This window comes from Pseudacidobacterium ailaaui (assembly GCF_000688455.1).
GTDB classification, from domain to species: Bacteria; Acidobacteriota; Terriglobia; order Terriglobales; family Acidobacteriaceae; genus Pseudacidobacterium; species Pseudacidobacterium ailaaui.
The window spans coordinates 1,251,066-1,265,271 of sequence record NZ_JIAL01000001.1; the positions used below are offsets into that span (position 1 = coordinate 1,251,066).

At 57.7% G+C, this 14,206-nt stretch carries 12 protein-coding genes and 1 tRNA gene; 7 read left to right on the top strand and 6 right to left on the bottom strand.

What is annotated here, in order from left to right; translation table 11 throughout:
- Position 1: 1 nt before the first annotated feature.
- The gene (locus tag N655_RS17495; RefSeq protein WP_049961271.1) at positions 2 to 2,041 is read left to right on the top strand and encodes an alpha-L-arabinofuranosidase C-terminal domain-containing protein; all 2,040 of its coding nucleotides are present in this window, start codon (positions 2 to 4) and stop codon (positions 2,039 to 2,041) included.
- An 80-nt stretch (positions 2,042 to 2,121) separates the two neighbouring features.
- Here the strand turns inward: N655_RS17495 and moaA are convergent, their stop codons facing one another.
- A complete protein-coding gene (gene moaA, locus N655_RS0105530) occupies positions 2,122 to 3,144 on the bottom strand; it encodes a GTP 3',8-cyclase MoaA (protein WP_026442185.1) in 1,023 nt (340 codons plus the stop codon).
- Positions 3,145 to 3,195: 51 nt separating this feature from the next.
- On the bottom strand, positions 3,196 to 4,194 hold the full coding sequence (locus N655_RS0105535) for a hypothetical protein (protein WP_044934044.1): 999 nt from the start codon (positions 4,192 to 4,194) through the stop codon (positions 3,196 to 3,198).
- A 142-nt stretch (positions 4,195 to 4,336) separates the two neighbouring features.
- On the opposite strand from N655_RS0105535, the gene pyrG reads away from it, so the two are divergent.
- Together pyrG and N655_RS0105545 are read left to right on the top strand one after the other, a co-directional pair.
- The gene (pyrG, locus tag N655_RS0105540) at positions 4,337 to 5,989 is read left to right on the top strand and encodes a CTP synthase (RefSeq protein ID WP_026442187.1); all 1,653 of its coding nucleotides are present in this window, start codon (positions 4,337 to 4,339) and stop codon (positions 5,987 to 5,989) included.
- Positions 5,990 to 6,000: 11 nt separating this feature from the next.
- Positions 6,001 to 6,663, top strand: coding sequence for a DUF4230 domain-containing protein (locus tag N655_RS0105545; RefSeq protein ID WP_026442188.1), 663 nt, complete (start codon positions 6,001 to 6,003; stop codon positions 6,661 to 6,663).
- Between the two features lie 2 nt (positions 6,664 to 6,665).
- Here the strand turns inward: N655_RS0105545 and N655_RS0105550 are convergent, their stop codons facing one another.
- The 3 genes from N655_RS0105550 to N655_RS0105560 form a co-directional block, all read right to left on the bottom strand.
- Entirely contained in the window at positions 6,666 to 7,967 is a 1,302-nt protein-coding gene (locus tag N655_RS0105550; protein WP_026442189.1) for a M24 family metallopeptidase, read from the bottom strand.
- Positions 7,968 to 8,008: 41 nt separating this feature from the next.
- A tRNA-Ala gene (locus N655_RS0105555) sits at positions 8,009 to 8,084 on the bottom strand.
- Positions 8,085 to 8,177: 93 nt separating this feature from the next.
- Positions 8,178 to 9,458, bottom strand: a complete 1,281-nt coding sequence (locus N655_RS0105560) for an alanyl-tRNA editing protein (protein WP_026442190.1) — start codon at positions 9,456 to 9,458, stop codon at positions 8,178 to 8,180.
- A gap of 361 nt (positions 9,459 to 9,819) precedes the next feature.
- On the opposite strand from N655_RS0105560, the gene N655_RS0105570 reads away from it, so the two are divergent.
- The 3 genes from N655_RS0105570 (at position 9,820) to N655_RS0105580 (ending at position 12,649) form a co-directional block, all read left to right on the top strand.
- Positions 9,820 to 10,833, top strand: coding sequence for a PhoH family protein (locus tag N655_RS0105570; protein WP_026442191.1), 1,014 nt, complete (start codon positions 9,820 to 9,822; stop codon positions 10,831 to 10,833).
- Positions 10,834 to 10,934: 101 nt separating this feature from the next.
- Positions 10,935 to 11,375, top strand: a complete 441-nt coding sequence (gene ybeY, locus N655_RS0105575; RefSeq protein ID WP_238324520.1) for an rRNA maturation RNase YbeY — start codon at positions 10,935 to 10,937, stop codon at positions 11,373 to 11,375.
- On the top strand, positions 11,372 to 12,649 hold the full coding sequence (locus N655_RS0105580; protein WP_026442193.1) for a hemolysin family protein: 1,278 nt from the start codon (positions 11,372 to 11,374) through the stop codon (positions 12,647 to 12,649). The genes ybeY and N655_RS0105580 overlap by 4 nt, the downstream gene beginning before the upstream one ends.
- Here N655_RS0105580 and N655_RS0105585 read toward each other — a convergent pair whose 3' ends face one another.
- Complete coding sequence (locus N655_RS0105585) at positions 12,650 to 13,051, bottom strand: vitamin K epoxide reductase family protein (protein WP_026442194.1); 402 nt, start codon at positions 13,049 to 13,051, stop codon at positions 12,650 to 12,652.
- Between the two features lie 152 nt (positions 13,052 to 13,203).
- Here N655_RS0105585 and N655_RS0105590 point away from each other — a divergent pair, with 152 nt between their 5' ends.
- Complete coding sequence (locus N655_RS0105590) at positions 13,204 to 13,788, top strand: outer membrane beta-barrel protein (protein ID WP_162173501.1); 585 nt, start codon at positions 13,204 to 13,206, stop codon at positions 13,786 to 13,788.
- Positions 13,789 to 14,206: the final 418 nt, after the last annotated feature.

Here is a 14,206-nt window from a genome sequence, read left to right on the forward strand (position 1 = left end):
CATGAGGATTCTGAAATTTCTTTTTCCCTTTTATGTAAGCGCTTCCATCTTTGCGGTTCCCTCTCGCGCTCAGATTACCGTTGACCGTCCCATTCCCCCGCGGGCCTCCATTCGCATTGACGCTGCAAAATCCGACGGGACGGAAATTCCGCGCACCATCTTTGGCAGCTTTCTGGAGCCGATTGGCAATTCCACCTACAACGGGCTGTGGGCCGAGGTCCTTCAAAATCCCAGCCTGGAAGCAGGCCTGTGGAGCGCAGAAAATGTCATGCGAATGGTGCATGAAGAACCGGCTCTGGGCCGCGCCTCACAACTGGGCCTGCCCCTGCCGTGGGAGCCACTCGATTATGGGCAGGGAAACCGATACGAACTTCGCTACGGGAATGCTGCCAATTCCTGGCGTTCGCTCCTCATCATTGGGGTCCCGGGACAGCCTACAGGAATCCGCCAGAAGGTGTATCTGCCCGTGCATCGCACACTCGATTACAAGGGCAGCCTCTATGCGCGGCACATCAGCGGACCAACGGGGTTGACCCTCTCCATTCGGCCGCGCAACGGGAGCGAAGTCCTGGCTTCCGCCCATGTGGATGCCTCTTCCACCTCTTGGACAAAGTACAGTTTTGATCTCCACGTTCCTGAAGGCAAACTGCATCGGCTTGATCCGGCAGATTTTGTTGTTGAGCTCGAAGGTGATGAGCGCGTAGAAGTGGACGAATTTTCACTGATGCCCAACGACGCGCTCGACGGCCTCGATCCCGATGAAGTGGCATTGGCCAAAGCCATGGAAACCCCTCTGGTGCGCTTTGGGGGCAATTTCACCTCCGGATACCACTGGCAGGACGGCATCGGGCCGCGCGACAAACGCGTAAGCATGTTGAATGTCGCCTGGGGAATTCCCGAGTACAACACTTTCGGTACCGATGAATTTCTCCACTTTTGCGAGCTCATCGGGGCCGACCCGCAGTTTGCGCTGAACCTCGGCTCTGGCACTCCGGAAGAGGCTGCTGGCTGGGTGAAATATGTGGACCAGCACTGGCACAGACACGGCGGTCTTCTCTGGGAGCTGGGCAACGAGCTATGGGGCAACTGGAACACGGGCTGGCCTACTCTGGACCAGTTGGCCGCGCGCACGCTGGCCTATAGCAAGGCCATCCATGCAATCGACCCACAAGCAAAACTGATTGCCACGGGCGCCGATCCCGATGGATACGAGAAGTGGAACGCGACGCAGTTGAGCAATCCCCCCGGAACGTTCGATGATCTTTCTACCCACTTCGTGGTGACCAATACAGATACGCAGGTGCGCCGCGCGGATACGGACTTCATCGCACAAGCCGCCTTTGCACTGCCGATTGGATTGGAGACCCGACTCAAGGCAATGCAGCAGCAGATCAACCAGGTGCCTGCATTCGCCAACAAGACACACATTGCATTCACCGAATGGCTCTTTATCGGCCGGCAGCCGGGCACACCGAACTTCAGCAATCTGGGAGGCGCGATGGATACGGCAGGCTTCTTTAATATGCTGATGCGCAACAGCTCCATCGTTCCCATCGCAGACATGACGGGCATCATGGAGTTTGCCGGCATCTGGAAGAAGCGCAGCCAGGTGTATGCCACCCCGGGGTATTACGTCTTCAAAATGTACTCGTCAGCGCACGCCTCGCGCCCGGTGCGTGTAGAAGCCAACTCCGGAAGCTACTCGGTACAGCATGGCGTGGGACGCATCCCGGACATCCCGAATGTTCCTTACCTCGATGTGGTGGCGGCGTTGAATGGTGTTGGAGACCAGTTGTTTCTGTTTGTCGTAAACCGCAGCCTGAACACCGACATTCCTGCGGAAATCGGGGTTACTGGATTCCGCGCAAAAGGAACAGCGGAAATTCAGACGCTGCATAGTGCCAGTATTGCGGATGAAAACAACGAAGATGATCCGGAAGCCGTCATTCCAGTGGAATCACAGGAGCGGATCATGCAAGGAGGGTTCGAGCACGTCTTTCCGCATGAGAGCGTGACAAGGATTGTGCTTCATAAAGAGTGAGCGTGGTCGTAGCAGGGACGCTTTCCGAAGCTACCTTCTTGCTTTCGCTTGCTGTCAACAGAAGGCCCGAAGGTTCCGGCTTACCCCCCGATGTGGACCATGCTGCGTGAGGGCTTTAGAAAATCAGGCTCGCCGATATGATGGCGGGCCTCTTTCTTTTCAATGGTGCTGCGAATGTAGGCGGCCATCTCTTCGTCCGTCGCACCGCGCAGCATTCTGCCGTAGAGATCATGATCAAACTGCGAAAAGAGGCAGGTGCGGACCTTCCCGTCTGAGGTAAGCCGGACACGGCTGCAATGTCCGCAAAAGGCCTGCGAAACCGGGGCAATAATGCCAATCTCTCCCACACCGTCATCAAAGGTGTAGCGTCTGGCTGTCTCGCTGGGTGCATTCGCTGCCAGCGGGACCAGCGGGCGAAACGCGCTCAACCGCTCTACCAATTCATGCAGGGGGACCACCACCTCCGGCGTCCACAGACGGTCTTCTTCAAGCGGCATGAATTCGATGAAGCGGACAATCACGCCTTCATCGCGAGCAAATTTTGCAAAGGGAACAATCTGGTCGTCGTTGAACCCACGCAGCAGAACACAGTTTACTTTTACCGGACCCAGTCCCGCACGATGCGCCGACCGGATGCCGGCCAGGACCTTGTGAAAGCTGCCGGGAACGCGCGTGATACGCGCAAATATCTCAGGGTCTACCGCGTCCATGCTGACCGTGACCCGGCCCAGACCCGCGTCTTTGAGCACGGGGGCCATTTCTTCGAGCAGATGGCCGTTGGTAGTCAGCGCAAGGTCGAGCGCTTCACCCTGTGGGGTGCGCAGCTTGGCGAATTCGCGGACAAGACGGGGCAGGTCTTTGCGCAATAGCGGCTCGCCGCCGGTAATCCGCACTTTTTCAATTCCAAGACCGACGAATACACGCACTATACGCAGGTAATCTTCGCTCGGAAGCTCGGCATACTGTGCGCCGTCGTTGCCTGTACGGCAGTAGATGCATTTGTAGTTGCAGCGGTCGGTGACGGACACCCGCAGGTCTGTGATGGCGCGGCCATATCTGTCGGTCAGGCGCGGCGTTACACCGGGGCTGGTAAGGGTCGTCACAGCTTGCTGTATCTACTGTATTGGATGTGGGGTGCGGAAGGTAGTTCCGGTTTATTTTGCTGGTTGAATCGGGCCCAGCGTGTTCTTGTTCTCAGGCGCGGTCGGGTCCACGCCGAAGTCCCACACATCCAGGTTTACTTCCTCAGGGGAAAGCACTTCCATCAGCGCATATTCACCAAAACTCAGCGGCTCTTTGGGAACAAGCTTCATCCAGTGCTTTCCAGGTAGGATTTGCGCATCGGTGTCGACGATGTTTTCAGAATGCGATATTTTGCCCACCATGCTGATGTTCATCGCGGCAACAACACGCAGGTTGCGGCGCGATTGCACGCGCACAATCACATAACGGCTGGTGGGCGAACTGTAATTGTTCTTGTCTTTTTTGGAGCTGAGGCCATGCGTATCAATCTTGAGCGCGTCCTCGGGTGCTTCGGCAGTCTCGTCGTCGGAATCCAGGCTGACATACAACTCCGGTTGGCTCACATGGACCTGGATTTTTGAGCGCGCGCCGTCAATCTGGACCAATTGCTTGGTTCCACCCATCGGATTGATGGCCGCCTTCAGTACGTTATGGCCGAGGTTCTTGTTGATGTCTCCATTGCTCTGCTCCAGACGCACCAGTTCCGGCGTACCATGAAAGGTGTCCAGCACCCAGACGCCGCTTTCATCCGGCAGGCGCAGCCCGGGCGAGACGACCGGCATACGCGCCTGTTCCTCGGCACGTTCGGCAGCGGCTTCTTTGTCAATCGCAGCCGCATCGTTCTGCGCTGCGGCCTCCTGCGCAGCCTCGGCCGCAGCCAGCGCCCCAGGAGCATGCTCTTTGTTCCACTTCTCTGTGGCCGCCCAGTCGACAAGATTGGTTGGGACCTCTTCCCATTCGCCTCCGCGCTCTGCGCTTTTGTAGCGGACACGGTCGCCCACAATCTGATAATCGGTCACAACCTGATAAGAACCATCTTTCAGGATGAGGCGCTTGTTGGCCCCCTCGCTGTGCAGAGGCACCCCCAGGGCAAGCAGAAATCCAAGCAAAATGGAGGCAAGTCGCTTCATGCTGAGGTTTTAGACGCCAGCAGCTCCCACTGAGTCACAGCAGCATCCGGAATCATGCTTTCATTCTCTTTCAAATCACGGTAAAATCAATCGTGCCTACCTGGTACGCCAATCAATACAACAGGAAAAAGGTGAAGCAGCGATGTCCGCAAAGTACATCTTTGTGACCGGCGGAGTTGTGTCCAGTTTAGGAAAGGGCCTGGCGGCCGCCTCCATCGGCTGCCTGCTGGAAGCCCGAGGTCTTAAGGTCAATCTAATGAAGTTTGACCCCTACCTCAATGTGGACCCGGGAACCATGTCCCCTTTCCAGCACGGCGAGGTCTTCGTCACCGATGACGGCGCCGAGACCGACCTCGACCTCGGACACTATGAGCGCTTCACCCATGCAAAACTCAGCCGGGACAATAATCTCACCACCGGCCGCATTTACGAGCAGATCATCACCAAAGAGCGCCGCGGTGACTATCTAGGCAAGACCGTGCAGGTCATCCCGCACGTCACCAACGAAATCAAAAACGCGATGCGCAAGGTCGCAGCAGACTGCGATGTAGCCCTGGTCGAAATTGGCGGCACAGTCGGCGACATCGAATCGCTGCCTTTTCTTGAAGCCATCCGTCAGATGCGGCAGGAGCTGGGCCGCGAGAACACCGTTTTTGTCCATGTCACGCTCGTCCCCTGGATCAGCGCGGCGCAGGAGCTGAAGACCAAGCCCACGCAGCACTCTGTGAAGGAGATGCTCTCCATCGGCATTCAACCGGACATTCTGCTCTGCCGCAGCGACCGCTTCCTCTCTCGCGAAATCAAGAGCAAGATTGCGCTCTTCTGCAATCTGGAAGAGCAGGCCGTCATTACGGCAAAAGACGTGGACTCCATCTACGAAGTGCCTCTCTGTTTCGCGCAGGAAGGCGTGGACGCGCTGGCGCTCAAATACCTGCACATGGAAACGCGCGAGCCAGACCTGACGCGCTGGAAAGACCTGGTCCATCGCTGTTACAACCCGCAGGATGAAGTCTCCGTTGCCATCGTCGGCAAATATGTCGAGTACGAAGACAGCTACAAGTCGCTCAAAGAAGCGCTTGTCCACGGCTCCCTCGCATATAACCTGAAGCTGCGCGTCACCTGGATTGAGGCCGAAGGACTCGAAGCCCCGAACTACGAAGAGCAACTGAAAGGGTTCGATGGCATCCTTGTTCCCGGTGGCTTTGGCAAGCGCGGCATTGAAGGCATGTTGAATGCAATCCGCTACGCGCGCGAGAAAAAGGTCCCGTACTTTGGCATCTGCCTGGGCATGCAGACCGCCTGCATTGAGTTTGCCCGCAACGTCTGCGGACTGTCTGAGGCCAACTCCAGTGAGTTCGACCCGGCTACACCCCATCGCGTCATCTACAAGCTGCGCGAATTAATCGGTGTCGAAGAAATGGGCGGCACCATGCGCCTGGGGGCCTGGACCTGCATCCTGCAGCCGGATTCTCTCGCATACCGGGCTTACGGTTCCACAGAAATCAGCGAGCGGCACCGCCATCGCTATGAATTCAACCGTGAATACGAAGCGCTGCTCACCGGAGGCGGCCTGCGCATCACCGGCACCACTCCCGATGCGACATACGTGGAGATTGTTGAGATTCCGGACCATCCGTTCTTTCTGGGCTGCCAGTTCCATCCGGAATTTAAATCCAAGCCGCTGGAGCCGCATCCGCTGTTCAGCGCGTTTGTAAAAGCCAGTTACCAGAACCGGACAGACCGCAAGCAGGCATCTAATCTTCTAGCAATGCAGCAGTCCGCGGTTGTGCAGTAACGAGTACTGGAATGACCCATCCGATTCACACGACAGAGGAAAGGCCCCAACGCACTTCAGCCGGCAGGATTTTCTTCACGCTGCTTCTCGGTGTGCTGGTTGGGGCCGGCGTGCTCGCCTTTTTTGTCCGCAATGCGACACGGGGCATCTGGAATGAGGTGGCGGCAAAAATCACCGGTCGCAGCCTTTCGCTGGAAAGCTCCCTTCCCACAGTGGTCAGTAAAATCCAGCAATTGCAGCGGCTTGAGACCGTGGTCTACACCATGGACAAGGTCGTCGAAGGCTCGCGCCAAAGCCCCTACCTGCCTGACTTTCTGGCCGGAGACAAGCTGTTGCTGATCGTACATGGGCAAGTCATCGCCGGAATAGATCTTAGCCATTTGTCACCCGGCGATGTGCAGGTCCACGGACACACCATCCAGGTCCATCTGCCGCAACCGGAGGTCTTTACCACAACGCTGGACAACTCCCGCACCCGGGTCTATTCCAGAGAAACCGGTCTCTTTGTCGCAGCGGACCCCAACCTCGAAGGCGAAGTCCGGGCCAAGGCCCAGCAGGACCTGCAGCAGGCGGCCCTGGATGACGGCATTCTGCAAACAGCCAGAAAAAATGCCGCTGCCACCCTGACCACGATGCTTCTGGGGCTCGGATTTGAGCAGGTCGAGGTAAGCTGACCTTACCCAGCAAATCCGCCAAACGGGTCCTGGAGGGACGGACTTTGCGGTGTCAGCAGTTCCGCCCCATTTTCGGTAACATGCAGATCATCTTCCAGACGTATGCCAAACTCGCCGGGAAGATAGATGCCCGGCTCGTCTGACAAAACCATGCCCGGCTGCAGCATTGGCTCCCGTTCCCATCCGAACATATTGTTTTTCACAAAGTAAGGCCACTCATGCATCTCCAGTCCGATGCCATGTCCTAAACGGTGGGTGAAGGATTTGAACCCGGGTCCATATCCCGCATCCACAATGACTTTGCGCGCCGCGGCGTCCACCTCGGCAGCGGGCACGCCGGGCTTCGCGGTGGCGAGTGCGGTCGATTGCGCACTGTGCACAATCTCAAAAATGCGCAACATCTTGTCGGTGGGCTTGCCCAGTACAAAGGTCCGCGTGATGTCTGACCAGTAGCCTTCGACCATGCATCCATCGTCCAGCATCAGAATGGTCCCTTCGCGGATGGTCTGGACCTCCTCGGATCCGTGCGGCAGCGCCGTATACTCGCCAAGATTCAGGCTGGCCTCACCCCGGAAGCCCACTCGCTGGTAGGCCATCTCAATCAGCTTTTCCACATCGCGCGTCGTCATTCCGGGCTGAAGCGATTGATACACCGCGCGATACACCAGCAGCGTCGCCCGGCACGCCAGCCGCATACACTCCAGTTCATGCTGGCTCTTGATCATGCGGCATCCGGCAGTCACGGGCACCGCACTGGTCCACTGCATCTGAGGACCGGCCTTCTGAAGGCTGCTGGCGAAGATAAATTTCATGTTCTCATCCAGCCCGATGACGCCGGTGGCGCCACGGTCGCGAAGGCCCTGCACCGTCAAAGCGAACGGGTCTTCGTCTTCCTGCCAGGTCAGAATTTCAGCTTTCCTGCCGAAGGGCCCCGCAGCAAGGATTTCCCGGGCACGGTCTTCCTCAAATGCCGGACATACGAGAAAAGGTCTGCCTTTCGCGGGCATCGCCAGTGCCCACAGCCGCTCGCTTCCATCCAGTCTCACATTGGCAAAATACTCTGCTGAAGCGGAATGATTGGCCAGCAGGATCGCGTCCATCTTGTGGACGCCCATCAGCTCTTTGGCGCGCTCCACCCGCGCCAGACGCTCCTCCTTTGTAAAGGGCCTTGCCTGGGAAGATAGGTCTGGCAGGGATGCAATGGCTGGTGGAACAGGACGCGATGGTTCTGCCCACGAAGAAAGGTTCAGCCCTACGACGGTAGCGTCCGACGAAAGTTGAAAGAACTTGCGGCGTGAGAGCATGGCATCATGCTACACAATCGGCTGTGCTTTCTGAGGGCTTTTGGTGGAGCCAGGCGGGATCGAACCGCCGACCTCCTCGTTGCGAACGAGGCGCTCTCCCAGCTGAGCTATGGCCCCGAATGAGGCGGGAAACTGCTTTACTTAGTGTAGCAGCGCCCTTCTGATTCGCAAAGCTGCTGCAGGAACACACGGCTTGAAAACCATGGCAGCTCAGGCCATGTCCCTGGACGCGACTGTTGTCATCTCCCGAATGGTGGACTCCAGAGAATCAAAGAAAGACGGTAGATGTTCCTGCGGGAGCCTTCCCTGGGCGAGTGTCGGGGAACCACCTCCCCGTTGTCCCATCCTCGCAAGAGAATCTTTCAGCACCTGCCCGGCGTGAAAATCCAGGTCTCCGCTGTGCGCCACCACCACAAAGGCAGGCTCCTCAAGTGTGGAAGCCAGCACCGCCACCGTGTGCGGAGCAGCCGCGGTCAGACGCACGGCCAGCAACTTGACGTAATCCGCATCGCGGTCGGGAAGATTGCGCCGCACCACGCGCAGACCGTCCTTGGCCCAGACTTCTACCAACAGACGCGCGGTGTGATAATTGGCCAGCTCTTCATAAAGCTTCTGCCTGATTTTGGCTGCGGCTTTCACTTCACCCAGCAGCTTCTCAATGGCTGCGGGCACCTCTGTTCGCGGCGTTGAGAGCAGGGCGGCGCTTCGCGTCATCGTCCCATAATCGGCCCGCGCAGCCGTGACCGCCCGCATACCGCACACAAATTCCACACGCACACCCTGCCGCGCGCGCTCAATCCCGCGGAGGAGCAACCCTCCAATCTGCCCTGTGGACCGGACATGGGTGCCGCCGCAGGCATTCAGGTCATAGTCCGCAATTTCAATCAGCCGGATTTCCCCTTCACGCTCGGGCAGTTTTCGTAACTGTCCTGCGGCCAGCAGCGCTTCTGCCTCTTTGCGGGCCACGCTGCGTATCGTAATTGCGCGGTCCTCTGCAACAATTTCATTGGCGATGCGCTCGACCCGCTCCATACTGTGGCTGGCCAGCGATTCCACACCCAAATCAATCGTCGAGACGCTTTCCCCTAAATGGAAGGAGACCGTGGGCGCACCCAGCTCGCGTAGAAAGACTGCAGAAAGCAGGTGTTGCCCGGAATGCTGCTGCATGTGATCAAAACGGCGGGTCCAGTCAATTTCTCCGGTGACTTCCGTTTCCTTTAGCAGCGGCTTGAGCACATGGTGCCACACCACTCCGTGTTCGTCTTCTTCGACTGCGATGATTGGGACTTCCAGCATCACCCCGCTGCGCGAATGCGCGGTCAAAAAGCCAAGATCGTGGGGTTGCCCACCGCTGGTGGGGTAAAAGGCTGTGCGGTCCAGGGCGATTTGCCACACAGACTGGCCTTCAACACGGGAAAGCTCATGGATTTCCGTGACTCTTGCAGCAAACTTGCGCAGAAACGGATCGTTGTAATAGAGGCGTTCTGCCATGCTTGACCATCAGTGTAAACGAGCCACAAAGACCTTTGCGATGGTAGATTCTACTCAAGTTTTATGAAACCACTTTAAAACCGATGGCATCAGGAACCCTGCAATCTCCCCATCCGGCCCCCACAGGCCGCATCCGGCACATTTCTAAAAAAATTTGTCCGCGCAGTATTGACGTGGCCCCGGAGCAGGGCTACTCTGAGCGCATCAAGAGCTGAATTTTGGTGCAACTCGCCAATCCGAAGCTCCCGCGGCCGCATCCAACAAATGTGGTCCTCTTCCGCTTGTTCCGTGTTTTACCAACCACACAACTTACTTCAGCCGTGCCGACCGGTGGCAAGGTCGCAGGAGGTCGTTTCTCCGCTTGATGAAAAAAGCGCTCGAAATCACGCCCAACCTCGAGCCCCTTTTTGGGACCCGCGATGAAAACCTGAGACTGATGGAAGATGGCCTGAATGTGCGGATTGACCTAAAGTCTGATGCCGTACAGGTGGAAGGGCCGCAGGATGGCCTGGCCCGTGTGGAGCGCATCTTCTCCGATTATGAATACCTGCGCCGGAATGGCATTCATCTGCACAACGGCGAACTGAACGGAATGCTCCGTCTGGTCGTGGCCGACCCTTCGGTGACGCTGCGCGGCCTGGTGGAAAGCGGCCGACAGCGCTCCACCGGCATCAAGCGCATGGTGCAGCCGCGCTCGTTGAACCAGCGGCTCTATGTGGAAGCCATCGAGCAGGCAGACATGGTCTTCGGCATCGGGCCGGCAGGTACGGGAAAAACCTACCTGGCGGTGGCCATGGCGGCATCATCGCTTCTGGCCAAGAAAGTCAGCCGGATCGTACTGGTGCGTCCAGCCGTGGAAGCGGGTGAAAGGCTCGGCTTCCTTCCCGGAAGTTTACAGGAGAAGGTGGACCCTTACCTGCGCCCGCTTTATGACGCGCTCTATGATCTTCTGGAACCAGAGCGGGTGGACAAGATGCTCGAACGCAACGTTATCGAAGTGGCGCCGCTGGCTTTTATGCGCGGTCGCACGCTCAATGATGCCTTCATCATTATGGATGAAGCACAGAACACGACCAGCGAGCAGATGAAGATGTTCTTGACCCGGCTGGGCAACAATGCAAAGGCCGTCATCACCGGGGACGTCACTCAGATTGACCTTCCCAACCCCCGCAAATCCGGCCTGATTGAAGCCCTCAACGTGTTGGAAGGGGTGGACGGAATTCGCTTCGTCCATTTTGAGGACGGCGACGTTGTCCGTCACCATCTGGTGCAGCGCATCATCCGCGCCTATGACAGCTTCGGACGCTCCCAGCAGGAGCTGCCCCTGGGAATGCCTGAGGGCGACACACCGCAACCATCACTGAAACCGCAGTAATTTGCGATAATTGGCTTGAGGAGGGTTCTGGGCCCTCCTCATTCTGCATGATCCTGATTGGGCCTGACGCCGACACTCCACAGAACCGGAGCGCGCTCAAGATGCGCGAATTGCGTAGCTTTCTGCGCAGTGCACTGTCTGCTGCCGGTCTTCGTGGAGAAGTGTCCGTCCTGCTTACAACCGATAATGGCATCCGCGCACTGAACCGCGACTTCCGCAAAAAAGACAAGGCCACGGATGTTTTGTCCTTTCCGGCAGAGACTTCGCATGCGGGCGCGGGAATTGCTGGCGATCTGGCCATCTCTTTGGACACCGCCCGGAGACAGGCTGAAGAGCAGCGCCATCCTCTGCTTACAGAGCTGAAGGTCTTGCTGCTGCACGGCGTGTTACACCTCGCCGGATACGACCACGAATCCGATCGCGGACAGATGGCCAGAAAAGAAGCTGCTTTGCGAAAACAGCTTGGCCTTCCTGCCGGCCTCATCCAGAGAAGCCGTGTCGGGAACAAGTCCACCCGCAAAAGGGATGGAGGCGCGCAATGAACATCGCGGCCGCCATTCTGGTCCCTGTCTTGCTGTTCGTGCTGGCCCTGGTCTCATATGTAGACCGCATCTACTCGGAGATGGGAAAGTTCCTGACCCGCGAATTTCAGGAAAACCTGGATGCGTGGGAGGAACTGGTGGAACCGAAGATCGGGCTGAGCCGCGACCATCTGGCCATCTCAGCCGCAGTGCTCTCCCAGCTTTCGCTTGCCTGCCTGACGCTTCTCTTCGGAATGCTGTTGTTTGAGCGCAATTCCGCCGCCGACAAGGTTACATTTCCTGAAGTTGCCCAGGCGGTCCTGGGCGTGGTGCTGGTCATTGTTCTGTTCAACCGCCTGGTCCCCTACGTGCTGTTTGTGCGCACGCGTGGACTGTGGGTAGGCCGCCTCCGTTGGCTCTTGCGGCTTTTGTTTTATCTTGTGCTGCCGGTAACGTTCTTTATGGGCTTTCTTTCTTCGATTGCGGCCCTGGCCGAGGCCCCCAAACAACCAGAGGAAGACGCCGCTTCCGAGGCCGTCGATGCATTGATTGAGGCCGGGGAAGAAGAGGGGATCCTTGAGGAAAGCGACCGCGATCTGGTCCGCTCGGCCGTCGAATTTGGCGACAAAGTCGTGCGGGAGGTCATGACGCCCCGCCCCGAGATGATTGCCATCTCTGCCAAATCCACGCTGGAAGAGCTGTTGAACCTGATTGAGCAGCACCCGGTCTCGCGTGTGCCGGTATATGATGGCTCGCTCGATCAGATTACCGGCATCGCTTTTGCGCACGACCTGCTTCGCATCCCGGACGAGGTGGCGCGTGTACGCACGGTCGCCAGCATCCAGCGCCCGGCCGCATTTGTGCCGGAAACCAAGAAAGTCAATGAGCTGCTGCGCGAAATGCAGCGGGAAAAGCAGCACATGCGCATCGTGATTGATGAGTATGGCGGCGTCGCCGGACTGGTGACCATCGAAGACTTGCTTGAGGAGATTGTCGGCTCGATTGCCGATGAACATGAAACCGATGAGCTTGAGTCTCCAAGACGTGAGCCTGATGGCTCCTGGCTGGTCCCCGGCAGCCTGGAGCTTGCGCGCATCAAGGAGCTTTTTGGAGACGATTGGGCGGTGCCCGAGGGCTATGAGGCCACCACTGTAGGCGGTCTGGTCAGCGAAATCGCAGGCCGGATTCCTTTGGCGGGTGAGGTGGTCGAAGAAGAAGGTCTTCGCTTTGAAGTGCTCTCCTCCACCGACCGTTTGATTGAGCGCCTGCGCATCTCACGCATGCAGCCTGCATGATCAGCCGCGAACGGAACGGTGCCGGAAGACCGCCAGGACCGCCAGCAGCGTAATCACAGCGATGATGATCTGTGAGATCACGCAGTAAAGACACCACACCTGAAGGACCCGCGCCTCGATGCTGGTCAGATGCAACGAGTAAGCCAGCCCGACAATTGCCGCTGCCAGCGCAAGCCCGTAACGGCGCATCAGCGCAAGAAGCGCGATGACCGCATATCCGGCCATGCCGAAGGCCGCCACCGGGACACCGTGCACGACCGAATAGCGGCTGTGGTTGACAATCCCACAGTCCCAGTGCGCATTGATGTCGCATGGCTGGACGTCTGTCGAATAGTGGACGCGGAGCGCCAGCGTGGAAACAGTGATTCCGACAAGGGCAAAAAGGACGAGGAGGACGCGCATTTCTCTCAGTTTAGCTGGAAGTGCCATCTTTCAGAGATTCCCGGCCTCCGCGAGCGCTGCCTCGGCATTCCGGCACTCAGAGTGGGTGTAACCTTCTTCGATACTGCTTTTCCATAAAAATGTGCGTCATAGTAAACACTATGAGGCCATTTGTGCTGCTTTTTCGCTCCTTTTTCTTCGTTTTCGGCGCAATCTTAGCCCTGGGCTTTTCAGGGGTCCCAGCCCATGCCCAGACCGACGTCGCCGTGAGCGGTTATGGGGCCTTCAGCGGAACGTCAGAAGGCAATGGGACTGTGCAAAGCCCTTCCAATGCAGCAGGCTTTTTGCTGGAACTGCGCCACATCTCCAATCCGCTGGTCGGATACGAGCTGAACTACTCCTGGAACCGCGCCACCCAGAACTATAACGACATTGAAAGCATCCGGGCCAGCGCACACCAGGTGGGTGCAGACTGGATCGTGTCGTTTCCTGTCCTCATGCTCAAACCGTTTGTGCTGGCTGGCGGCGGCCTGGTCTTCTTCCGCCCCGATGGAGACCAGCCGGACAGCCGGAGCGAGACCAAACCGGTCTTTGTCTATGGAGCAGGTGTGGACTGGACCGTGGTCCCGCACCTTGGGCTGCGCTTTCAGTATCGCGGGAACCTGTATCATGCCCCTGACCTGACGCACGCCTTCTCGTCTACTGGCGCATTCATGCACACCGCAGAGCCAATGATCGGGGCATATCTGCGGTTCTGACCGCGATAGAATTTCAGTGGTTGCTTGGTCCTTGGTTTGTTATGCAGCCACATGGATATGCTGCACTCCAGATTGGACTACATTGGGTCTTTCTTCGGCGTAAAAATCATTCGCAGTACCCTCTTTCATACTTCGCTGCACGACCCGATGACTCTGGCCCTCCCTTATCTCCTCTTTTTGGTTGTGACGATGTTTGCCTGCTATTTCCCTGCCTTTCGTGCATCGCGCGTGGATCCCATGCAGACCCTTCGTCAGGAAGAATGCACAGAAAGACAAAGCTTTTTTCTGTTCCTACGGCACAGAAATCGCCATCCGGGTCAGTCCGACTACACTGTCAACCGGGCCCTGTGATAGCATCGTCAATCTCTGAAGACGCCCGGTTTTTCCGGACGCCTGCTGGCCTATGGACATCATGGAC

Excerpts from the sequence above, each read along its gene's own strand:
- N655_RS17495 (WP_049961271.1), top strand. The coding sequence starts at position 2 with ATGAGGATTCTGAAATTTCTTTTTCCCTTTTATGTAAGCGCTTCCATC.
- N655_RS0105535 (WP_044934044.1), bottom strand. The coding sequence starts at position 4,194 with ATGAAGCGACTTGCCTCCATTTTGCTTGGATTTCTGCTTGCCCTGGGG.
- pyrG (WP_026442187.1), top strand. The coding sequence starts at position 4,337 with ATGTCCGCAAAGTACATCTTTGTGACCGGCGGAGTTGTGTCCAGTTTA.
- N655_RS0105545 (WP_026442188.1), top strand. The coding sequence starts at position 6,001 with ATGACCCATCCGATTCACACGACAGAGGAAAGGCCCCAACGCACTTCA.
- N655_RS0105550 (WP_026442189.1), bottom strand. The coding sequence starts at position 7,967 with ATGCTCTCACGCCGCAAGTTCTTTCAACTTTCGTCGGACGCTACCGTC.
- N655_RS0105560 (WP_026442190.1), bottom strand. The coding sequence starts at position 9,458 with ATGGCAGAACGCCTCTATTACAACGATCCGTTTCTGCGCAAGTTTGCT.
- ybeY (WP_238324520.1), top strand. The coding sequence starts at position 10,935 with ATGCGCGAATTGCGTAGCTTTCTGCGCAGTGCACTGTCTGCTGCCGGT.
- N655_RS0105580 (WP_026442193.1), top strand. The coding sequence starts at position 11,372 with ATGAACATCGCGGCCGCCATTCTGGTCCCTGTCTTGCTGTTCGTGCTG.
- N655_RS0105585 (WP_026442194.1), bottom strand. The coding sequence starts at position 13,051 with ATGCGCGTCCTCCTCGTCCTTTTTGCCCTTGTCGGAATCACTGTTTCC.